Source organism: Chlorogloeopsis fritschii PCC 6912 (assembly GCF_000317285.1).
Lineage (GTDB): Bacteria > Cyanobacteriota > Cyanobacteriia > Cyanobacteriales > Nostocaceae > Chlorogloeopsis > Chlorogloeopsis fritschii.
Genome location: NZ_AJLN01000033.1, coordinates 75425 through 97542 on the forward strand (window position 1 = coordinate 75425; position 22118 = coordinate 97542).

General features: G+C 40.8%; 13 protein-coding genes and 3 pseudogenes. 8 read left to right on the plus strand and 8 right to left on the minus strand.

Annotated features, from left to right (window positions below; translation table 11 throughout):
• Nucleotides 1-210 precede the first annotated feature (210 nt).
• Nucleotides 211-1515: an MFS transporter gene (locus tag UYC_RS0101815; RefSeq protein ID WP_016872928.1), complete on the minus strand. Its 1305-nt coding sequence runs from the start codon at nt 1513-1515 to the stop codon at nt 211-213.
• A 269-nt stretch (nt 1516-1784) separates the two neighbouring features.
• Between UYC_RS0101815 and UYC_RS0101820 the strand changes: the two genes are divergently transcribed.
• Nucleotides 1785-2015 (plus strand): type II toxin-antitoxin system Phd/YefM family antitoxin, encoded by a 231-nt coding sequence (locus UYC_RS0101820; RefSeq protein ID WP_016872929.1) that lies wholly within the window; start codon nt 1785-1787, stop codon nt 2013-2015.
• Nucleotides 2012-2404: a type II toxin-antitoxin system VapC family toxin gene (locus UYC_RS0101825; protein ID WP_016872930.1), complete on the plus strand. Its 393-nt coding sequence runs from the start codon at nt 2012-2014 to the stop codon at nt 2402-2404. The genes UYC_RS0101820 and UYC_RS0101825 overlap by 4 nt, the downstream gene beginning before the upstream one ends.
• Before the next feature lie 94 nt (nt 2405-2498).
• Here the strand turns inward: UYC_RS0101825 and pbpC are convergent, their stop codons facing one another.
• A complete protein-coding gene (pbpC, locus tag UYC_RS0101830; protein ID WP_016872931.1) occupies nt 2499-4853 on the minus strand; it encodes a penicillin-binding protein 1C in 2355 nt (784 codons plus the stop codon).
• Between the two features lie 358 nt (nt 4854-5211).
• On the opposite strand from pbpC, the gene UYC_RS0101835 reads away from it, so the two are divergent.
• From UYC_RS0101835 to UYC_RS0101850, 4 genes are all read left to right on the plus strand, one after another.
• Nucleotides 5212-11055 (plus strand): alpha-2-macroglobulin family protein, encoded by a 5844-nt coding sequence (locus UYC_RS0101835; RefSeq protein ID WP_016872932.1) that lies wholly within the window; start codon nt 5212-5214, stop codon nt 11053-11055.
• 435 nt (nt 11056-11490) lie between these two features.
• The gene (locus UYC_RS0101840) at nt 11491-12153 is read left to right on the plus strand and encodes a DUF488 domain-containing protein (RefSeq protein ID WP_016872933.1); all 663 of its coding nucleotides are present in this window, start codon (nt 11491-11493) and stop codon (nt 12151-12153) included.
• Nucleotides 12137-12583, plus strand: coding sequence for a DUF488 domain-containing protein (locus UYC_RS0101845; protein WP_016872934.1), 447 nt, complete (start codon nt 12137-12139; stop codon nt 12581-12583). Before UYC_RS0101840 ends, UYC_RS0101845 begins: the two co-directional genes overlap by 17 nt.
• A gap of 6 nt (nt 12584-12589) precedes the next feature.
• Nucleotides 12590-13396: a dual OB domain-containing protein gene (locus UYC_RS0101850; protein ID WP_016872935.1), complete on the plus strand. Its 807-nt coding sequence runs from the start codon at nt 12590-12592 to the stop codon at nt 13394-13396.
• 240 nt (nt 13397-13636) lie between these two features.
• Here UYC_RS0101850 and UYC_RS0101855 read toward each other — a convergent pair whose 3' ends face one another.
• Nucleotides 13637-16177 (minus strand): penicillin acylase family protein, encoded by a 2541-nt coding sequence (locus UYC_RS0101855; RefSeq protein ID WP_016872936.1) that lies wholly within the window; start codon nt 16175-16177, stop codon nt 13637-13639.
• Nucleotides 16178-16372: 195 nt separating this feature from the next.
• Nucleotides 16373-18166, minus strand: coding sequence for an ABC transporter ATP-binding protein (locus tag UYC_RS0101860; protein WP_016872937.1), 1794 nt, complete (start codon nt 18164-18166; stop codon nt 16373-16375).
• Between the two features lie 210 nt (nt 18167-18376).
• Between UYC_RS0101860 and UYC_RS39300 the strand changes: the two are divergent.
• Both UYC_RS39300 and cax read left to right on the plus strand, forming a co-directional pair.
• Nucleotides 18377-18489: pseudogene (locus UYC_RS39300) on the plus strand (DUF2887 domain-containing protein); the annotation flags it as partial.
• Between the two features lie 214 nt (nt 18490-18703).
• Nucleotides 18704-19825, plus strand: a complete 1122-nt coding sequence (cax, locus tag UYC_RS0101865; RefSeq protein WP_016872938.1) for a calcium/proton exchanger — start codon at nt 18704-18706, stop codon at nt 19823-19825.
• 19 nt (nt 19826-19844) lie between these two features.
• Here the strand turns inward: cax and UYC_RS0101870 are convergent, their stop codons facing one another.
• The 4 genes and pseudogenes from UYC_RS0101870 to UYC_RS37400 all read right to left on the minus strand — a co-directional run.
• Nucleotides 19845-20810, minus strand: a complete 966-nt coding sequence (locus UYC_RS0101870; RefSeq protein ID WP_016872939.1) for an ABC transporter substrate-binding protein — start codon at nt 20808-20810, stop codon at nt 19845-19847.
• A 14-nt stretch (nt 20811-20824) separates the two neighbouring features.
• Nucleotides 20825-21604, minus strand: a pseudogene (locus UYC_RS0101875) (TonB-dependent siderophore receptor); the annotation flags it as partial.
• On the minus strand, nt 21595-21852 hold the full coding sequence (locus UYC_RS37225) for a TonB-dependent receptor plug domain-containing protein (protein WP_026087327.1): 258 nt from the start codon (nt 21850-21852) through the stop codon (nt 21595-21597). The pseudogene UYC_RS0101875 and the gene UYC_RS37225, both read right to left, overlap by 10 nt.
• 44 nt (nt 21853-21896) lie before the next feature.
• A pseudogene (locus UYC_RS37400) lies at nt 21897-22118 on the minus strand (AraC family transcriptional regulator); the annotation flags it as partial.

Sequence of the window (22118 nt, forward strand, 5' to 3'; positions counted from 1 at the left end):
GCCGCCAGGCATGAAAATGGGCATGGAGTATTAGGCATTGGTATAAAAACATTCCCCCCTGCTCCCTGCAACCTGCAACCTTTTTCTCATTTCTCATTACCATGCTCTGCATGGTAATGAGAACTGTGAGGCTCCGCCTCATGAAGAGGAGGCGGAGCCTCAATCAATGCTTTCCCAGGCTGGAGCCTGGGAAAGAGAAAAAATTTTCCCCTACACCCTTTTTCGCCTAAACCATCTGGAAACACGACGGATTAGACTGCGACGATGCAAGCGAGTTCGCCTTCCTCTACTTGGCTTGTCTAACGATTTTGTTAAGAACGTCGCGTAAACTTCAGTCACTACAGCCAGCAAAACACGCCCACCAAGCATAACTGGCAGTCCCCAAGTACTCCATAAAAAGCCAGCAAAAATGGGGCCAGCAACCGTACCAGCATCCTCGCCGAGAATCATCCAACTCATTGTTTGCGCTCGACGTTTCTTATCAAAGCTAGAAATGTGAGCCATTAGCGATCCCCAAGCCGGGCGGAAAGCTGCTTTACCAGTGTCATCAATTAATTTGCCAATGGTGATGCCTGCTAAGTTGGGAGCAAAGATGTAAATAATCGAAGAGATTGTATTGGCAACGCTACGGATCATGAGTACCAACTTCCGATAGCCGCGATCGGACAACCAGCCGAATAAAGGCCCGGAGAACATAACCACAAGTGTTGAGACTGTGTAGATCAGTCCTGTTTGAGCTTCGTTTAAACCAGCGTATTTGGTAGCAATGATGGGAAACAAACCTTTCAGCATTTCTGCTGTGCCGCTAATTAAAAAATTCAAGATGGTGAACGGAAGCAGGATTGGTGTGTTGGGAGTGGCATGAGTTGAAAGTTGCTCTTCTTGGTTGCTAGGTGCTGCTTCAGCTACTTTACTAGTCTTGTTTGTTTCTGTCTGCGGCGATTCCTCTCCCCGAACGTAGCGAGCAACTGTATACAGTGGCAACACGGAGATGAGAAAGGAAAAGGCAAAGACTAGGGAAAAATTAGAGGCTGTTAGCGTCAGCAAAATGCCAGCAAGTGCTTTTCCTAGCGAACCAGCCACCATCTTAGCTGTGTGATACCAGGCGAAGGCTGAAGCAATAGCTTTTTTACCGCCTTGTTCGGCAATTAAAGCGCTAGCGGAGGGATCGCGTAGAGCTTTAGACATCCCGTGTAAAACTCTGATCGAATAAAGTTGCCACCCAGAGGTAGCAAAAGCTAAAAGTAGAGCGACTAGGCTACGTATACCAATAGCAGCAGTGAAACTACGCTTCAATCCAAAGCGATCGGCTACCCAACCCATAATTGGTTTAAAACCCATTGCCGCGGCTTCGTTAAGCGCGATCAAAAAACCAATTTCGGTCAGACTCAACTCTAGGCGAGTGGCATAGAGCGGTAACGCAAAGCTAATTAAACCGAAACTGAGGCGCGAGAAGAAACCTTCTGCAACGATCGCAAACAGTGGTAAGTTAATTTGGCGAAGCTTTGACTGCATCCGTGGTTTAATGGTTGGCTGTAACTAGGAAAGTGTCAGAATTGAGTTTATTTAGCGATCGAGTTTGCTCACTACTATCGGTGGCGAGCAGATAGTTTTGTTATTAATCTCAACTTAACCTTTAGTTAATCTTATTGCAGATAGTTAGCTTCAGTAAATTAACCTTCAGTAAATATTGCAGTTATCAAAATAACCTGACGATGACGTCAAGAATTAAATAGGAAATGTGATATTATCTGATTATGAGCCTGGTCATGACTAGGGGCATTATGAAAACCATTTCCAAAAGTAAACTTAAAAGCAAACTGCTGGAATTCTTGCGGCTTGTAGAGTCAGAAGGAGAAGAAATTGTAGTAACCGATCGGGGAAAACCAGTGGTGAAAATTACTAAATACGGTAATTCACCATCAACAGAGCAGTTATTTGGACAAATGCGCGGCAAAGTAAAGTATTTTGAGGATTTAACGACTCCTACAACTGAGGAATGGACAGAAGTGTGAAGATAGTCCTTGATACTTGCGCTCTAATTTGGTGGAGTCTAGATCCAGAGAGACTTTCTCAATCTGCAAAAAAAGTCTGCAATCAGATGGAAAGGGAGAAAAACGGTATTGTTCCATCGATCGCTATCTGGGAAATCGCTATCAAAATCAAAAATAAAAAACTAGATTTAGGAGTTAATCTAAACGAGTACGTCGCTTCTCTGAAACAGTCTAGTGTTGTTCGTATTGTCCCTATTGATGAAGATGTGTGGTTAGAAAGTGTCAAACTCGAATGGAGCCATCGAGATCCAGTTGATCGAGTTGTTGTAGCATTAGCCACTAGTAATCAAGCTTCAATTATCACAGCAGATAAAGAAATAAGAGATTTTTACTCGGATGTGATTTGGTAGATTGAGGTTCAAACTTGAATTCTGTTTTAAATGGGTGTCAATCCAGATGGTAAGACTTTAGCATTTGTGAACAGCATCATTGTCTAAATTATGGTTAATTATTGCCTACCTTGGAATTACCAATAGAAAAACCCCGACGTGTAGGTTTTTTACTAGCTAATTCGACTTGAAAAGTAACCTTGTCGCTCATTTCTCTGCTTCTGGCTTCTAATGTCCACTTACCGGGATGCAGTTGCCAAAATAAAGAATTAGTGGACTGGGTTGCTATCTTTTTGCCATTCAACCACCACTCAACAGGTTGTGTGGATATTCCTGCTAGCTTAAACTCTAATTTTTGTTGTACTTCTTCACCAGGATAAAGCAAAAAGAAATCGCCATTGTGAGGAGATAATATCTTAAATCGGTCAGAAGTAAAACTAGATTGATTCTGCCTTGCCAACCATTCATCATACTCTGAGGACAAATCAAAATTATCTTGGTTTGCGTAGACGCTAATGTCTTTTGGATAAAAATATTCTTGTACTACAGAAGCACAATCTTGTGTTGGTTTTAACCCAGAAAATGCACATATAGGTAATTGCACCATTCCTTCTGGGAGCGAAAAAGTAGCAGGTTCCTTATGCTCGTGCAGGTGTAGCATAATCCGATTCCACAACGGTGCTGCTCCTGTAACTCCAGATACTTGACGCATCGGATCGCCATCAAAATTACCTACCCAAGTAGCAACTGTGTAATCGGTAGTAAAGCCAACAGTCCAAGTATCGCGGAAATTAGAAGAGGTGCCAGTTTTAACAGCTGCAGGAAAAGGTAGGTTGAGAACAGAGTCTACACCAAAGGCTGTGGCACGGGCATGATTGTCACTAAGCATATCGGTGATTAATTGCCATGTGCTAGGAGAAGAGACGCGGGGAGAAGAAATGTCTCCGTGTCCTTTTTGATCGTTTAATGCAGTGACTAATTGAATGGGCTGTCCTTGTCGTGCCATTATGACGTAAGCGCGGGCGAGTTCCCACAAACTAACTTCGCCACTACCTAGAGTTAATCCCAAGCCATAGTATTCTGCTGATTGATTGAGATTTTCAAAACCCAACTCACGCAAACGAGCTAAAAAAGTTTGTACGCCTAATTTTTCTAATACTCTTACTGCTGGTATATTCAAAGAATTCGCCAATGCTATCCGCACTCGTACTGGGCCGAGAAAACTTTTAGTATAATCTGTAGGACTATAAAGTTTTGCACCTGGAATTGCATAGTTTGTAGGTACATCCGCCAAAATGGTATTTGGACGTATCACACCTTTTTCCAAAGCCATTTCATACAAAAACGGCTTGAGTGTAGATCCAGGCTGTCGCAGCGCCTGTACTCCATCGTTGCGCCCCAATTTTGCTTCATTAAAGTAATCAGGCGAACCGACATAAGCCAAAACTTCTCCTGTGTGATTGTCAACTACTAAAGCAGCCGCGTGATGAACATTATTGGCAGCGAGAGAGGAAAGTACTTGTTGTAACTGTGCTTCTACAAATTGTTGCAAAGGACGATCTATTGTGGTGCGGATGGGAGAAGCCCACCCCGGCTTCGCCACCCCTCCCCGCTTGCGGGGAGGGGTACTCGTTAACCAAAACAAAAAGTGTGGTGCAGCAACAATTCCTCGTTGGCGAGATTGAAACGAAACTTTTTCAGCATATGCACACTCTACTATTGGTTTAGTGATATATCCGTCTTTTGCCATACGGTTGAGGACATATTTCTGCCGTTGTTTGAGGCGTTCCCAATGCTGAAGCGGATCAAAGTAAGTGGGATTATTAGGAATAGCAGCAAGAAGGCTGGCTTGGGCTAGATTTAGATCGCTGGCAGGTATGGAAAAATAGGTGCGAGCAGCTGCTTCCACACCATATATATTTCCGCCCATCGGCAAACGATTAATATAGGCAGAGAGAATTTCATCTTTGTTCATTCCAGCTGCTAATCGCCAAGATAGCCAAATTTCACGTACTTTACCTGACAGGTTGCGGGGTGCAGAATCTAACATCCGTGCTAGCTGCATGGTAATTGTGGAAGCGCCGGAAACTATTCTTTTAGCTTGAATTGAATCTTTGAGGGCGCGAGCAGCTGCTTTTAGATCTAACGCTCCATGATGATAAAAGTCTCCGTCTTCTGCGGCTAAAATGGCATGAATGAAGTGGGGAGAAACTTGATTGAGCGGAACAACAGATGTGTGTTCTCGATCGCTAGTAAGAATTGTTCCTAACGGTAGCCCATTGCGATCGCTAAATTCTAGTGCCAGTTGTTCTTGGGCAATATCTGCGGCATGAATGGGAGCAAAATACGGTAGTAAGCGCACCACAAGGCATATGAGCAGTAAAGCCAAGATTATTTTGCTGGTTTTGCGATTTAGCTGATGCCAAACTTTCTGCTTGATTGGGAGAAGCCATTTGTTCGCTTGTTTCATCAGCGAATCCTTTGCCAAAGAAAAATTACTTTAATTGTTGCGCGGCGATGGTTGCTATATCAGGAAATATTTCAAAGTCTTAATAAGTTATCTACCATAAGTAACCAAATAAATATTCTTTTATTAAACCGCAGAGTACACAGAGAACACGGAGCAAGAGTAATATAGAGTTATTTGAGAAATTACTATCTTGTATCTTTATTCGCTCTGTGTTCTTTGCGTCTCTGTGGTTTGTTAAATAATATTTAATGTTTAAAACTTATAGTAATTTTCTGGAACAAACAGAATTGTTCGGGTATCAATGTAAATCATCAATTATAATATAGCTAATTTCCTCAGCATGGTTATAAGAATTTTTATGCAGTCCCTGCTATTCCTTACACTAATATTAGGAATAGCAGGGTGTAATTTAGTTGGTATTGCTCCAGGTAAAGAAAGATTGCCAGAGGTTTCGGCGTTATCTTTACCCCAGTTACCTGATTGGATAGAACAAATTAGTCCGATTGGAGAAGCGGCACCTCTCAATCAAATTCGTATCCGGTTTAAAGAAGCTTTAATTCCTGTTGAAAGTCTTGATAGTCCCGAACAGCAGAATTTACTACAAAAATTTACACTCGATCCACCTTTACCCGGTCAATTTCGATTTTTGACACCGCGCATGGTAGGATTTCAAGCTGATAAAACACTGCCAAAAGCAACACGATTGAAAGTTACGCTAAAGGCTGGTTTAGCTGATTTAAAAAATCATCAACTCGACAAAGATTTAGCTTGGACTTTTAATACAGAACCAATTAAACTAACTAATTTACCTGGTAAAAACCCAATTGAAAAATCTGAAGTTGAATCAATTGACTTGCAGTCAAAATTTCAAGTTACTTCTAACGTTGAATTGGATATAACATCAGTTCGAGAGCATTTAAAATTAATTTCAGAAGGTAAAAATAAGGGTATAGGCTTTAAAGTTGAATTAGCAAAAGCAGAAAAACCGACAGAAACACAAGATCCGTTGGAAAAATTTGACTCTTCTGCCCTTGATTGGATTTATAATCTTACTCCACAGCAAAGTTTAGAAAAAGCTACTAATTATCGCTTAGAGTTTTATCCTGGTTTACGTCCAGCTTATGGTAATTTAGCTAGTGATAAAAATTTTGTTAGTAAGATAAGTACTTATTCGCCTTTGGCATTTAAAGGTATTAAGTTTTATGGGCAACCAAATGCGGGGGGTGCTTATGGAAGATTTGTGAAAGGCAGCCCTCAGTTAGAATTTAATAATGGCTTAGTTGCAGATTCTGCAATTGCAAGTATTAAAATTAATCCTGCTCCCAAATCTATTTCTAAAGTTATCCAAGTCAACGATAAAGAGAACATTATTAGTATTAATCCTTACGCTTTAGAGCCGACTACTAATTATACATTTACTATAGATAGTAATCTGAAAGACCAATTTGGACAGACTTTAGGTAAACCAGTCACAGTTAGATACAACACTGGAGATTTAGCAGGTGATATTTGGGTTCCTGAAGGTTTAAATATTTTCCCTGCTGGAAAAGATTTGCAGTTGAATATTTCTACAGTAAATCTTCCAGAAGGAAGGTATCAAGCTGCTTATCGAGTGGTACAACCAACAGATTTAGTTTATTTCAATTCTGCTTATCCCAAAGGGAATGGAAATGATTTATTACCTAAATCCTCAGAATGGCAAAGCTTTAAGGTAGCGGCTAAGAAAAATCAGTCTGTTGAGGTAAATGTTCCTTTACGAGAAAAACTCAATTCTCCGATCGGAATGTTAGCCTATGGAGTGCAAGCACGTACTAATAAATATCAAGAGAATGGCAAGGAATTATGGAGAGAACCCATAACCTATGGCATGGTGCAGTTGACAAATTTAGGTGTATTTGCACAATGGTTTCCTAATTCGGGTTTGATTAGAGTACATCATCTTGCCGATGGTTCACCAGTCAAAGCAGCTAATATCGAAATTTATGAATCAAAATTAGAAGCAAAATCACGTCCGCAACCTATACCTTGCACATCAGGTAAAACAGATGAAAATGGTACTCTCAGGCTAAAACGTGAAGATTTAGAACAATGTTTTACTGGTAAAAAAAGCTTTGAACAAGCACCACAGTTATTAGTCATTGCTCGTGAAAATCAAGATTGGGCATTTGCTCGTACTGAAGAATATAGTGGTGCCTATGGCTATGGAATTTATGCAGATTGGGATGATGGTAAACCAATATCACGCGGGGTAATATTTTCCGATCGCCAACTTTATCAACCAGGAGAGAAAGCTTGGTTAACTGGTTTTGCTGATTATTTGCAAAATGGCACAATTCAGCAGGATCGGAATGCTGATTACCAATTAACTCTAGTAAGTTCGGATGGACAAAAGACAAATTTAGGCACAAAAAAAACGAATGAATTTGGCACGTTTTCTCTAGAATTACCCATCAAAAAGACGCAGCCATTAGGCTACTATACAATTCAGGCGAAGGGCAAAAACGGGCAAGAAATTTCTGGAGAGTTTCGCATAGCAGAGTTTAAGCCGCCTAACTTTAAAGTTGAACTCTCTTTAGATAAAGAATTTGCTTTAATTAATGACAAAATTGAGGCGAAAGCTACAAGTAATTATTTATTTGGTTCTCCTGTAGAAGGAGGTAAAGCCCAATATTTTATCACTCGCCAGCAGACTAATTTTATTCCCAAAGATTGGGAGGAATTTGCTTTTGGTAAACAGTGGTTTTGGCCGGAAGAAGCACCTTCTGTACCTAGCGATGTGTTGCAAACTAATACCCAATTAGATGTTAATGGAAAAAGTAATCAAACGGTAACGGTGGCGAAAGATTTACCTTATCCAATGACGTATCGTGTAGATGTACAAGTTGCAGATGTTTCTAATTTATCTGTAGCTAATTCTAAAACTTTTACAGCCCTGCCGAGCGATCGCCTGATTGGTTTAAAAAGTAATTTCGTTGCTGAAGCTGGCAAAGCTTTTCCCATTGAAGTTATCGTCACCGATCCTACAGGCAAAGTACTGACAGGTCAACGGATACGTTTGGAACTGCAACAGATGAAATACAGCAGTGTAACGCAGATAGTAGAAGGTAGTCAGACACCAAAAAATCAAGTTGAATATAAAACGGTAGGACAAACGGAAATTACATCTGCAAATCATCCTCAAGCGGTAACATTCACACCAAACGAATCAGGTTCATACCGGATTAGAGCTAATTTTAGCGATGCCAGAAATGACATCACTGCTACTGATTTACAAATTTGGGCAACAGGAGAAAATCCCGTATATTGGGGTTCGCAAGAGCGCGATCGCCTCGAAGTTAAACTTGATAAAAATGAATTTAAGCCAGGGGAAACTGCTACAGCTTTAATTCAATCTCCCTACCCAGAAGCAGAGTTGTATTTTGCTGTTATTAAAGACAAACCCCTCTATCAACAAATAATTAAAGTTAGAGGAGGCGCACCGCAAATTCAATTTCAAGTTACACCAGAAATGTTGCCCAATGCGGCTGTGCAAGCTGTGTTAGTCAGACAGGGTGCTCCTCTCAACCAGGTAGAAGCGGGAAGTTTGGATAGGTTGGTGAAAATAGGTTTTGCACCTTTTAATGTCAACTTAGAAGACAAATATTTAAAAGTGCAAGTTACCCCATTACAAGCATCGCTTGAGCCAGGTGCAGAGGAAACAATACAGCTAGAACTCAAGGATAATCAGGGGAATCCCAGCAAAGGACAATTTACGGTGATGGTGGTAAATGAAGCAGTGTTACAACTTTCTGGCTATCGTCCACCGGATTTGGTAAATACAGTTTATGCAGAACAAGCGATCGCTACCCGCTTCAGCGATAATCGTCCACAGGTAATAGTAGAGCAAGAATCTGTTGCTAAACCCAAAGGTTGGGGATATGGCGGTGGTTTTTCATCGGGTGCAGCAAATACCCGCATCCGCAAAGACTTCCAAGCTCTTGCTTACTACAACGGCTCAATCCTCACAGATGATAATGGTAAGGCACAGATTACATTCAAACTACCAGATGACTTAACCACATGGCGAGTCATGGCTGTTGCCACCGATGGAAATCTGCGTTTTGGCAACGGCGAAGGAACTTTTCTCACAACAAAGCCCTTATTAACTAACGCCATACTGCCACAATTTGCCCGCCCTGGTGATAACTTCCAAGCTGGCTTATCTGTAACTAACAACACTGGCAAAACGGGAACTCTCAATATTAATGGTGAAGTTAGCGGGGCAGTGCAGTTTGCTGGAATTAATCCTCAAACGAAAGCTTTGCAAACCAAAACTGAATTAGCTACTGGTGCTTATCGCTTCCCAATGGCGGCGAGCAATCTTGGAGAAGGCAAAATTCGCTTTACTACTCAGCTAAATGGTGTGGCGGCAGATGCTTTTGAAGTACCTCTGGAAATTAAGCCACTGGAAATTACAGAACAAGTTGTGGAAACTGGTACGATCCCCCCAACCCACGCCAGTCGCTACAACGGGGGAAACCCTCCGAAGTCGCCTCAACGGGGGGAACCCCCGCACGGCGCTTCTCTCCGCAACGCGCTGGCTCCCCTTTTTAAGGGGGGATCAAGGGGGGATCAAACGAAAATTCCTCTCAATGTCGAGAAAAATACTGTCTCAGAAGCAGGTGGTTTAGATATTCAGTTAGCGAGTACTCTCATACCAGAGATTAAAGCACCAGCACAACAAGTTTGGCAGGATGATGACTTGCCTTTTGCAGAACCTGCGGCGAGCCAGTTGTTGATTGCTGCAAATCTGCAAACTCTATCAGAAAAATATAGTCAGACTTTTGCAGAATTTAATCCTACCAAACAAGCCAGCCAAAGTATTGAAAGATTGCAAAAACTCCAACTTGCCGATGGTGGTTTTGCCGCTTTCCCAGGGCAAGAAAAATCCGATCCTTGGGTTTCTACTTACGCAGCCGAGTCTTTAGCTAAAACAAATCAGGTGTTTCCTACCTTAGTTAATACTAGAATACTCTCCCAACTTAAAGGATACTTGCAAAAAATTCTAGCAAACCCCGGACAATACGAATTTTGCAAGCAGCAACCGTGTAAAAGCCAGATGCAACTCAACGCCTTAATGGCTTTGGCAGAATTGGGAGACAAGCGCAATACTTTCCTGGCAGATATCTATCAACAGCGCAATGCTTTTGATCCAGTCATGCAGATGAGATTAGCGCGATATTTATCTCAATTTCCAGAATGGCAGGATGAATCGCAACAACTTTTGAGCCAACTACAACAAAATATATATGAAACTGGTCGCAGCGCAGTTGTAAGTTTACCCCGCAGTTGGGGATGGATGAATTCGCCAACCACAGCGCAAGCACAAGCTTTACGCTTGTTTATTACTCAGCAAAGTAAACCAGAAGTTGTCGATAGGTTGTTGCAAAGTCTTTTAGCACTGCGACGAGATGGAACATGGCAAACTAGCTATGATAATGCCCAAGCGCTAACAGCTTTAGTGGAATACAGCCAACTGCAACCCACACCACCGAATTTTGTTGCCACAGCACAATTAGCGAATAGAAAACTTGGAGAAGCTAAATTTGCAGGCGATCGCAATCCTAGTTTAGAAATAAAAGTGCCTATGGATAAACTACCCCGTGGGCGTCATGATTTACAATTGCAAAAATCTGGACAAGGTACATTACATTATTTAGTTGCCTATCGTTACCGCTTGCAGGGAAATCAGCCAGGTAGGTATAACGGTTTACGAGTAACGCGGGAAATTCGCAACATCAACGAAGAAAAAGTACTTCAAAAGACAGGGCTTTACGCTTTTGACAAACCTTTAACTTTAAAAACAGGTCAAGTTTTTGACATTAATTTAGAAATAATTGCCGATCGCCCCGTAGATCATATGGTGATAACAGATCCCCTACCAGCAGGCTTGGAAGCAGTGGATGAGAGTTTCCAGACAGCCACATCTGCATTGCAAGCACCAGCCGACAGCTGGCAACTGGGTTACAAGACTATCCATCGTGATCGCATTGTTGCCTATGCAGATCATTTAGAACCAGGAGTCTATAACTTACATTATTTAGTGCGTTCTGTTACTCCTGGTACTTTTACATATCCCGGCTCTGAAGTACACCTGCAATATGCACCGGAAGAATTTGGACGAGCAGCCGAGTCTACACTAGTGCTAGAGGAGCGTGGATAATTCTTAATGTGTGGCGTACCCTCGTTACCAGGTTCAACCTGGTAACAAGAACTAGAGCCTCTGGCTCTCTCGAATGGTGCAAGATATCATACCTGTAGAATAGAAGCGATCGCATTTCATTTGGAAGGGTTACGAGAAGAGGGTTTGCCTATTCCTGAAGCCACAACCTTATGTGAGTATGTTGAAGCTGGATAATCATTGAAACGAACCCATTTCAACTAATCAAATAATGATTTCATACTCAAGCTTAAGCCGATGTATTAGTTAAAAACAGCCTCACTTTAAATTAACCGTATATTGCAAGCCAAAAATTTGATGCTAGATACAAACAGAGCGATCGCTTACCAGTTATCACTCAAAATATATACCCAAAAATAATGATGGCATCAAATAGATAGTAATGCCATAATTGCAGCAACCAAACCGCTTTTTCATATGGAACTTTTTACAATTGGACATTCCAATCACAGTATTGAAGAATTCATAACACTACTGCAAAATTACAAAGTAACAGCCTTGGCTGATGTGCGATCGCATCCCTACAGCCGCTATTTACCTCACTTTAATTATGCAGAACTCAAGCCAACTTTAATCAATGCAGATATTCACTACGTATTTTTAGGACGTGAACTGGGAGCAAGACCAAACGATCTGAGTTACTATGTTGATGGCAAAGCGGTGTTTGAAAAAATAGCATCTTCCCAACAATTTGCAGAGGGTATTCAGCGAATATTAAATGGAGCAGAAAATCACAGAATCGCTCTCATGTGTGCTGAACAAGATCCGATTACTTGCCATCGCTCAATTCTAATCTGTCAGCACCTGCGCCAATTTCCCTTAGACATTAAACACATTCTGAAAAATGGAGATTTAGAATCACATTCTTTACTTGAAGAAAGACTTTTAGCATTACATGGGCTTCAGCTACCAGAAATTCCTAAACAAGTTCAATTATCTTTGTTCGATGATGTATTAATTTCTGAAGAAATAAAGAGTCATTATTCCAGAGAAAAATCTTTGCAAGAAGCTTACAAGCGCCAAGGTGAGCAGATTGCTTATACAGAAAAAACGGAGAATACAAATGCATCAATCAATTAGTTTATTTACAATTGGCTTTACTCAAAAAACCGCTCAAAAATTCTTTGATACTCTAGTTAATGCTGGAGTTAAGCGAGTTATTGATACACGACTAAATAATGTTTCTCAGTTAGCCGGTTTTACCAAACGTGCAGATTTAGAATATTTCTTACTCAAAATTGGCAACATTGAATATACTCATATTCTAGACATGGCACCAACGAAGGATATTTTAGATGCCTATAAAAAAAATAACGGCGATTGGGAAATCTATGAAAATAAGTTTTTGCAATTAATGAAAGAACGCCAACTGGAAAATAAAGTTTCACCTGAGCTTTTAGATGGTAGCTGTTTGCTCTGTAGTGAAGCTAAACCACACCATTGCCATCGTCGCCTAGTGGCTGAATATTTGCGTGACAAATGGGGAAATATAACCATATGTCACCTTTAATAATTTATGGTTCAAATCATCTGTTTAGCTAATTCTAAAAAATATGGCGATCGCTGCATTGCTGGCATTGAAAACTCTACAGGTAAATGGATTCGCCCCGTCACTAATCTAGAACACGGACAAGTTCCCAAAGAAATGTGTTTGGTGGATAATGAAGAGCCAAGATTGTTAGACATTTTAGAAATTCCACTTCTCGATACCTGTCCTGGCTATGAATACGAAAATCGCCTAATTGTGCATGGTAAATGGCAGCGTGTGGGGCAAGCTTCCATTGCTGATATACTTCAGTACTGCGAAGCAGAAATTCTTCACAGCCAATGGCAAACCTCTGTTCCTATTTCCTTTTTAGAATCACTGCTTGAGCACCAAAGACGTACATTGCAACTGATGAGAACAACTAAATTTCAGGTTGATTACTGTGAAGGCACAAGAAAGTGGGAAGCTTCTATACTTACAGCCAACGCACAAACAATCAGAGCTAAAATCACAGATTTAGCTTTGATTGATAAACTCAACCAAGGTACAACAATAGGAAATGAATGTTTAGTTACTATTAGTTTAGGACAGCCTTGGCGGAAAACAGACTTAGATGAATTTGCTTGTTGGAAACTGATTGCAGGCGTGATTGAATTATCTAAATCAGACTTGATTTGGATGGAAATGCAACGACTGGGTTGGAGTCTAGCACAAGGGCGCTCCTACTTACACCAAACCTACAACAAGCGATCGCGTCAGGAATTGACTAGCACTGAAATTACTGAGTTTTTAAATTACCTCAAATCCCTTCCTACTCCTTTCAACATAACAGTCTAGTTGCGATCGTCTCCCTTTTTAAACGAGCGATCGCATTGTTGTCTTTACAGGTGGTGTAAAGTGAACATTGAGCGTTGCTGAATTGAGGTATGAAATTTAAAAACCAGGCATTTAAAACTCTTACTCTCTGCGACTCTGCGTGACGCCAGTTGCTACAACGCGGGGAACCCGCGCAACGCACTGGCTCCTCTGCGTGAGACACATTCATACTTTAAATCAGCAACGCCGAACATTGAGCAACTATTTCGGAACTAGCTTGAGTGTAGCTGTAGTCTTTGCTGCAATACTCTTGTTCTCCCACAACATGGGATGATATTCAATTTTGCTCCAAGGAGCAATCATATCAGTGTAGTGCTTGTGGAAAGCGTGCCCTGACTGCCCAGGAGCGTGAATGGCTAACGAGTTATCCAAATTCGCCATATCTACTATCATCCGCATCGAAGGAATATCAGTCACCTGAAAAGAAGATTTATTTGCTCTCCAGCGGTTAGCATTGACGGTTTCCCCATTGCCTGCCGTGGTAAAAGAACCACGATTAAACAAAGCCTCAATCGGTGCCACCCCAGATTTGCCCAAAGTAGCATTAACAAAAGTGATAGTATGCAGCTTACCCCAGTTCCAGTTTTTAAAGTTTTTCCCTTGAATTTGTTCTAGCTCTGCCACTGCTTCTGTGAAAGCTTGCCGCAGAATGTAGTCGCGATTTTCAATGGCAGGAGTTTTGCTGTTATCCCACCAGTTACTATTAGGCTGCTTCACTAAATTTTCCACCACAGCATACCAGCGATCGCCTCCATCAGGAAAGTACTTTTGAGGTAGTTGATCGTGGAAAGTATCGGCTAGCAAATGTTTCCAGAAAGTCTCAAATAAAGCCGCAGCAGGCGATGTCATTCCTAACTGCAAATCCCAATCTTGTAACAATTTTTGAGCTGCTTGCAGTTGGGGAGTATTGAAAGAGATAGCTTGCAGCAACGGTACTAACGTCTGAGCATTCAAATTGCGATTGTCACCTTGCATCTGCTGTATGTCGTTGACAGATAAAGGCTGAGTTTGCTGTTCAATCATCTCCACAATGCGTTTTGCTCGGTAGCCATAAACCCAGTCTTTAGTAATCACGTAAAGATATTCACTCCTTACTGAATTATTGGCGGTAGCAATATAACCTTGAGGCGGATTGAAACTTTGGGGTAAATCCTCAAAATCGATATAGCCTTGCCACTCATATTTATCTGTCCAACCAGGAACAGGATAACGTCCATCTCCCTGAGCGCGTATAGGGTATTTACCTGGCATCTGGTAGCCAATATTGCCTTCTACGTCAGCATAAACTAGATTTTGAGCAGGAACATCAAAATTGCTAGCGGCAGTGCGAAACTCCTGCCAATTTTGAGCGCGATTCAGTTGGGCAATTGCATAGGCAAGTCTGGATGGTTCTAGAGCTGTCCACCGCAAAGCAACGACATAGTTTTGTGGTAGATTGGAGTACTGAGTTGAATTAAATTCTTTCAAATTAGGTGCAACATCCGAAAGAATCGGCCCATGCCTGGTATAGCGCACCGTTTGTACAATCGGCTCGCTACCTGCAACTTGAATTGTTTGTTTCACAAGTTGCATATCCACCCATTTACCATTCACCTCATACTGATTGGGGTTGTTTGGGTTGACTTTTTCGATGTACAAATCCATGACATCAGATTGAACATTCGTGACACCCCAAGCAATGCGATCGTTATGACCGATAATTACCCCTAGCATTCCCGCGAAGGAGAAGCCAGTCACGTCATAAGGACACTCTTTACTTTTGGGTGTACAGTGCAAACCAACCTCATACCAAATAGAGGGCATTTGCGCAGCTAGGTGAGGATCGTTTGCCAATATAGGTTTGCCTGTAGCCGTGCGCTTCCCAGATATAACCCAACTATTCGAGCCAATTCCTACTCCTGTTGAGCCGATTAGTTTCTCTAAAGCCAACATTGGTTTGCTAATTGACTCTAAAGCTTTTGTCACAAAATCTACAGAATAGTGGCTAGTGATTTCCAACTTTCGTTCGGCTTGTTTCTGTGCTCCTCTTTCATGTCTAAATCCAGGCAAAATCGTTGGCAGATTTTCAGGGTAAGGCGGAAAAAGTTCTTCTACCTGAGCAGGAGTGAGGGTTTTAAGCAAGATAGCGCGTTCTATTTCGCGATCCAAATTTCTACCCAAATCGTAAGCCATTACTTTACCCCAAGTTAGGGAGTGTAGCGGTTGCCAAGGTTCCGGTTTATACCCAGGATTGAGAAGCTTGAGGACTGCGTATTCTAAACTTAGGGCGCTGCCTTGACGCTGTTTGAGATAGGCATTGACACCATCAGCATAAGCTTGCAGATTCGCTTTCATCTCTGCATCCATTTGCTGTATTTCTTGTTGCACCACCCTTGCCCAACCCATAGTCCGCAGATATCTGTCAGTCTCAACCTGGGAAGAACCAAACATTTCTGCCAACCGCCCAGAACCGATGTGTCGCCAAAAGTCCATTTGCCAAAAGCGGTCTTGAGCGTGTATGTAGCCCTGTGCTAAGAATAGATCGTAGGAATTGGTAGCGAAAATGTGGGGTATTCCCCATCGATCGCGCCGAACGGTAACTTCTGCTTTAATTCCAGGTAGTTGAATTGTGCCACTTTCTCTAGGAAAAGATTGACGGACAGTATAGGTGGCTAATCCCGCTAGCGAAAGCCACAAAACTAACAGTAAAATCACGATGATTTTTAGTCTTTTAGGCAACCAAAGTTTACCAAAGCTTTTCATGTCAGCCTACTGTGGCATGGTTAGTAAAATTACGGTTATTATACTGCTCATACCAATTTTGGCTTTTAGTAAAAAACGGCGTTCATAATTGTGGGATAAATTTTATCTCACGCAGAGTCGCAGAGAGTAAGAGTTTTTATTTACAACATTTCTTCATTTCATACTTCTATTCAGAAACGCTTAAAAAAGTAAGCATTAATGAACCCCGGTTTGCACGTGCCAGAATCCTGCATAGATGCCATCAAGCGCTAGTAATTCCTCATGCGTACCTTGCTCAACAATTTGACCATTATCCATCACACATATGCAATGACTGTTGCGAATCGTGGAAAGACGATGAGCGATCGCAATCGTAGTTCTATTAATAGTAATCTTGTCTAAAGAGCGCTGAATTGCTGCTTCTGTCTCATTATCTACCGCAGATGTCGCCTCATCTAAAATCAAAATTGGTGGATTTTTCACAACTGCTCTAGCTATAGCGATACGTTGGCGTTGTCCCCCAGATAACTTTTGTCCTCGTTCCCCGACTATTGTTTCATAACCTTGAGGAAGCCGCATAATAAAATCATGGGCTTCAGCTATTTTTGCAGCATTGATAATCGCTTCATCTGTAGCATCAAAAGTACCGTAGGCAATATTTTCTGCCACTGTACCATGAAATAAAAATACATCTTGACTAACTAAACCAATGCTACGACGCAAATCAGATAAATTCAATTTTTGAATATCAATTCCATCAATAGTAATTACACCATTAGAAGTATCATAAAAACGCAGTAATAATTTAACTAATGTGCTTTTACCCGAACCAGTTGAACCAACAATAGCAATAGTTTTTCCGGCAGGAATATGCAAAGATAAATTCTTAATTATTGTTTCACGATTTTGATAGGCAAAAGTAACATTTTTATATTCAACTTCACCCCGTACTTTTTCAACAAATAAAGGTATATCTCCTGTCGTAATTTGGATGGGAGTATCTAACAAATCCATAACGCGCTTCGTAGAAGCCATCGCTCGTTGATATCTATCAAAAGTTTCTCCTAAAAATACCAACGGCCACAACAACCTTTGTACTAAAACCAATAAAACACTATAATTACCTATAGATATTCTTCCTGCATATGCTGCCATCCCTCCCAAAAATAATAAAGCCGTGAATCCGACTAAAACCAACATTCTAATTACGGGGATAAACGCGGCAGAAAGTTTAATTGCTTTGGCGTTACTTTTTTTATAAGCCTCACTTTCATTTGCTAATCTTGCACTCTCATAATTTTCAGCAGTATAACTTTTAATTGTACTAATTCCACTGATATTATTTGCTAAACGAGAGTTCAGAAAACTGACTTTTTCTCTGACATCAGCATAACGAGGTTCGAGACGTCTTTGATATACCAGAGAACCCCAGAGAATAAATGGCATTGGCAACATTGCTGCTATGGTGATGCTAGGAGGTAAAATAAAGAGCGCACCACCAATTAAAATTATGAATGAAGTAGTTACTTGAATAATTTCATTTGCTCCCCCATTTAAAAAATCTTCAAGTTGGTTGATATCATCACTCAAAATAGACATCAAACCACCTGTACTACTGTCTTCAAAATAAGCCGATTCTAAATGTTGTAAATGATTGTAGGCATCTAAGCGTAAATTATGTTGGATATTTTGGGCTAAATTCCGCCAAAGCCTGTCATAGGCATACTGAGAAAGCGATTCAAATACCCAAACAATAACAGTGATTAGTGAAAGTAAGGCAAATTGCCATAATACATCTCTAATTCCTAATTTACCTATGAAGGAATTTTGTTGCTGTACTAATATATCTACAGCAACACCGATTAACCAAGGTGGTGCTAAATCTAAAATTGTATTAATAATAGAATAGGTTGAGGCCTGATAAATTTGTGAGCGATAATTTTGTCCGTAGTTAAGTAAGCGTTGAAGGGGAGAGCGTTTATTTGTTGTTTGATATGGTTTTGATGTCATTATAATAACTAGAAATTTTAGTCTTCTGTTTTACTTAGCCATTGAAATTGCAGTTACCAAAATACGTAAAGTCTACTATTTTTTGGTATGTAAGTCTATCCAAAAACGGCAAAATATTATCCTAATTAGGTAATTTTTAGTAAATTTAGCGGTTCATACACAAAAAAGTGATAAAAAAGTTACGAAGTAGCACTACGGAGAATTCTGGATGTGGCGAGATTCAATTTTTACAAGCTATTTCAACAATTTCCATTATACTATTTGAGCTATTGACAAATCCTCCAGAAAATGCAGGTAAATACAAATTTGACTCAGTGGCTGTTTGTTAAATCATAATTATAGAAGTAAAGTATATCCACGGCGGCAATTATCCATCTTTAGCTAGTTAGCTATATTTAACGCTGCATATAAAATACTGTTGGAAAATCAGATTTCTATACTGGTGAGTTGCTTAGTAATTGTTACAGACAAGACAATTGCTTTGATTTAATTCAGTGAGATTTTGTGCTAACTAGTCATTATTAGAGTTCTATACTGATGTCAAATCTACTCAAAAACATACAAACTAAAAATCTAATTTCAATAGGTTTGCTAGTTTTTATTCCGATTGCAATTGTCACAGAAAAGTTAGACTGGGATGCATTAATAGTGTTTGGACTATCAGCGATTGCAATTATTCCCTTAGCAATCTGGTTGAGTAGAGCAACAGAAGAGATTGCTGTGGTTTTAGGGCCTTCTATCGGAGGTTTGTTAAATGCAGTATTCGGTAATGCAACTGAGTTAATCATTGCTTTAGTAGCTCTCAAAGAAGGCTTGGTAGATATTGTAAAAGCCAGCATTACTGGAACAATTATCAGTAATCTACTACTGGTAATGGGTCTATCTATGCTGTTGGGTGGGCTACGTTACAAAGAGCAGACTTTTCAGCCAATGGCCGCGCGAGTCAATGGTTCTACAATGACACTGGCAGTCACTGCAATTGTCCTGCCTGCGATGGTGATCACCACATCTAATGTTGTTGAGCCAAGTGCTATTACCAACTTGTCGATTTTTGTAGCGGTTGTTTTAATTGTAGTTTATGGCTTGACGCTGTTGTTTTCTTTGAAGACTCACAGCTACCTCTACGATGTTGGGGTTGTAGAACTAGAAGATAAGGTTTCTTTAGAACAAACCACAGAAGCAGATAAGCATTCAAAGCCAAATTTGGCTCTTTGGGTTGGTATTTTGCTTGCAGCAACCATTGGTGTAGCCTTCGTGTCGGAGATTTTTGTTGGTGCAGTTGAACAAGCAACAAAGGGACTAGGATTGACGCCTCTATTTACCGGAGTAATTTTGTTACCACTAATTGGAGGTGCAGCCGAATACGTAACCGCTGTCCGAGTAGCAATGAAGAACAACATGGATTTGTCAGTGTCTGTAGCAATGGGGTCGAGTTTACTAGTTGCTTTGTTAGTTGCACCGATCCTTGTGCTAGTTGGGCAGCTAATTGGACAACCAATGGATTTAAACTTTAACTTGTTTGAGGTTGTTGCAGTCATTATTGCTGTAGTCATTGCCAATCTAATTAGTTTAGATGGTCGCTCCAATTGGTTAGAGGGGATGTTGCTGCTTGCAACCTATGCTGTAGTTGGGGCTGCCTTTTACTTCCACCCAGTTTGAGTGCTAGTTTAGGCATGGGTTAAGGTGTATTGACAAGGTATTTTTCGAGGTCATCAAGGATAGCATTAATCGCGAAAATATCTGATTCATGCCAATGTTCGCCGACAAAATAGACTCGATCGCGTTGAACGGCGTTAAGCCATTGCCACAAGGGTTTGTGTTTAAGATTCTCCAATTTTGTCTTGTCACCATAAAATTCCAAAGATACAAGAAACAGAACATCCCCATCAATCTTAGGTATGGTTTCTTCCGAGATATTTTCTATGTAGAAGAAATCTCCTGTTTGCGATCGCGGACGTTGCAATCCAATATCTTTGAGAATCGTTCCCGAATAATGCTTTTCTCCGTATGCCGTAAATAGATTTTCTCCAGTTACATCTGCAACGGATATCCTTAGGGTATGGCGACGCTCTCCCAGAGCTTGCTTGAGTTTTTCAATCCGTTGCCAGTAATTATCCATAAATTGCTGACTAATATTCTCTTTGCCTAATATCTGAGCAAGTTCTTCTAGTTGCTTTTTCCAACCAAGGGGAGGCCAAGGATAGTTTAGTACAACAGTAGGTGCAATTTGTGACAACTGTTCATAAATATCTTTCATGTAAGAGTTAGATAAGATTAAGTCGGGTTTAAGTCGCAAAATCTTTTCTAAATTAGGAGAATCATAGCTCCCAACAAACTCTACTTGCTCAACTTTGCCTTGAAGATATTTGGGAAGCTGGGAACCGAGTTCATATGCCGAGCCAATAGGTTTGATACCCAATATCCAGCTATTTACTAAAGTATCAGGTCTTAGAGTTACGACTCGTTGAGGATTGCGAGGAATGCAGGTTTCACCCATTGTATGTTGCACGACTCGACAGTCTTCAACTTGCAGTTTGTGATTTGTAACACGAGTATTGTTAATCGTACTGCAAGCTACAATCAGTGTTGCCGTTAAGACTCCCAAAAACAGTAGATAGATGAGGCGGCGTAGAGAGATTTTCACGAATTGCTAACTCCTCAAAACCGCCATGAAAGTGTTCCCTGTACAGTGAATGGTTCCGCTGGGAAAACGTTAAGCCGATCGTAAGCAGATTCAAAATAGTCTACATCAAACAAATTCCGAAAGTTCAATGATGCCCTGAACTGTCCGCGGTTATAGAAGATAGCAGCATCTGTGCGAAAATAGCTGGGTAACGTAAATGAATTTTCTAAATCCCCTTGGCGATCGCCTACGTAGAAAAATCCTAATCCAAAGCCCAATCCTCTCAAGTCACCTTCTTGCAGTTCGTAGCTCGTCCATAAATTGAAGCTATGTTTTGGTACGTTATACAAACGATTACCAGGTTCAAATGTGTTATCTTCTGTGATTCGCGCATCGGTATAAGCATAGCCTGCAATCACGTTCCATCCTGGTAAGATTTCTCCTCCAAAGTTCAATTCAATACCACGACTATTTTGTTCACCTGTTTGAATCGAAAAGCCTGGATTGCTTAGATCATCAGTTGTGACGTTAGAACGAGTGAGATCGTAAAATGCGAGAGTCGCGGAGAGTCTGTTGTTAATATCTGCTTTAACCCCAACCTCATACTGTGTCCCTCGTTCTGGCTGAAATTGTTCGCCATCAATCAATCTGCCAATGCTTGGCGCAAACGAGCGACTATAGCTGGCATAGAGCGAAATTGGTTGAATTGGTTGATAGACAATCCCCACACGAGGACTAAAGGCATTTCCAGATTGAAATTCTTCTGTTTCATTGATGAAATCTCTGTTCGTCTGCTCGAAGAAATCTAATCTGCCGCAGCAGGGCCTCTGAGAACTTCAATTCGTTCAATATTAGCAAAATTTGCTGCTTTACCTCCCCCTTGTAAATATCTCAATCCATTCCTGGTGAAATTACCTGCACCGTCAGAAACTTCAAACCCTCGAATCGTAAAAGTGGCAAATTGATTAAAGTAACTAGGAGCAGTCTGAGTTACACCACTGATATTTCTGAGTGCATCATTGAGAGTAGTAACTTGCTGTTCTTCTAACACTCGTTGTGGCACTACTTGAATCGAAGCGGGAATATCTCGTAAAGGCGATCAGTGATTCAGCAACGCCCGATTTCTAGGTATGGTTGTTGATGATAGCATTGAGATGTAATTTTCGGAGCTAAACCACTGCCGTGGAAAATATACTGTCCGCCACCTGTGGATGTATGTTTATCTTCGTGTGTTCCTGAAAAATGAAAGTGGTAACTTATGCAGCATTCTTTCTCCGGATCTTCAAAAATTATGCGATCGCATAAGCGCAAATTAGTGACGTACCCAAC

Bases quoted from the DNA above. Each gene is read 5' to 3' on its own strand.
- UYC_RS0101855 (WP_016872936.1), bottom strand. From the start codon at position 16,177: ATGAAAAGCTTTGGTAAACTTTGGTTGCCTAAAAGACTAAAAATCATC.
- UYC_RS0101815 (WP_016872928.1), bottom strand. From the start codon at position 1,515: ATGCAGTCAAAGCTTCGCCAAATTAACTTACCACTGTTTGCGATCGTT.
- UYC_RS0101850 (WP_016872935.1), top strand. From the start codon at position 12,590: ATGGTTCAAATCATCTGTTTAGCTAATTCTAAAAAATATGGCGATCGC.
- UYC_RS0101845 (WP_016872934.1), top strand. From the start codon at position 12,137: ATGCATCAATCAATTAGTTTATTTACAATTGGCTTTACTCAAAAAACC.
- UYC_RS0101840 (WP_016872933.1), top strand. From the start codon at position 11,491: ATGGAACTTTTTACAATTGGACATTCCAATCACAGTATTGAAGAATTC.
- UYC_RS0101820 (WP_016872929.1), top strand. From the start codon at position 1,785: ATGAAAACCATTTCCAAAAGTAAACTTAAAAGCAAACTGCTGGAATTC.
- pbpC (WP_016872931.1), bottom strand. From the start codon at position 4,853: ATGAAACAAGCGAACAAATGGCTTCTCCCAATCAAGCAGAAAGTTTGG.
- UYC_RS0101860 (WP_016872937.1), bottom strand. From the start codon at position 18,166: ATGACATCAAAACCATATCAAACAACAAATAAACGCTCTCCCCTTCAA.
- cax (WP_016872938.1), top strand. From the start codon at position 18,704: ATGTCAAATCTACTCAAAAACATACAAACTAAAAATCTAATTTCAATA.
- UYC_RS0101835 (WP_016872932.1), top strand. From the start codon at position 5,212: ATGCAGTCCCTGCTATTCCTTACACTAATATTAGGAATAGCAGGGTGT.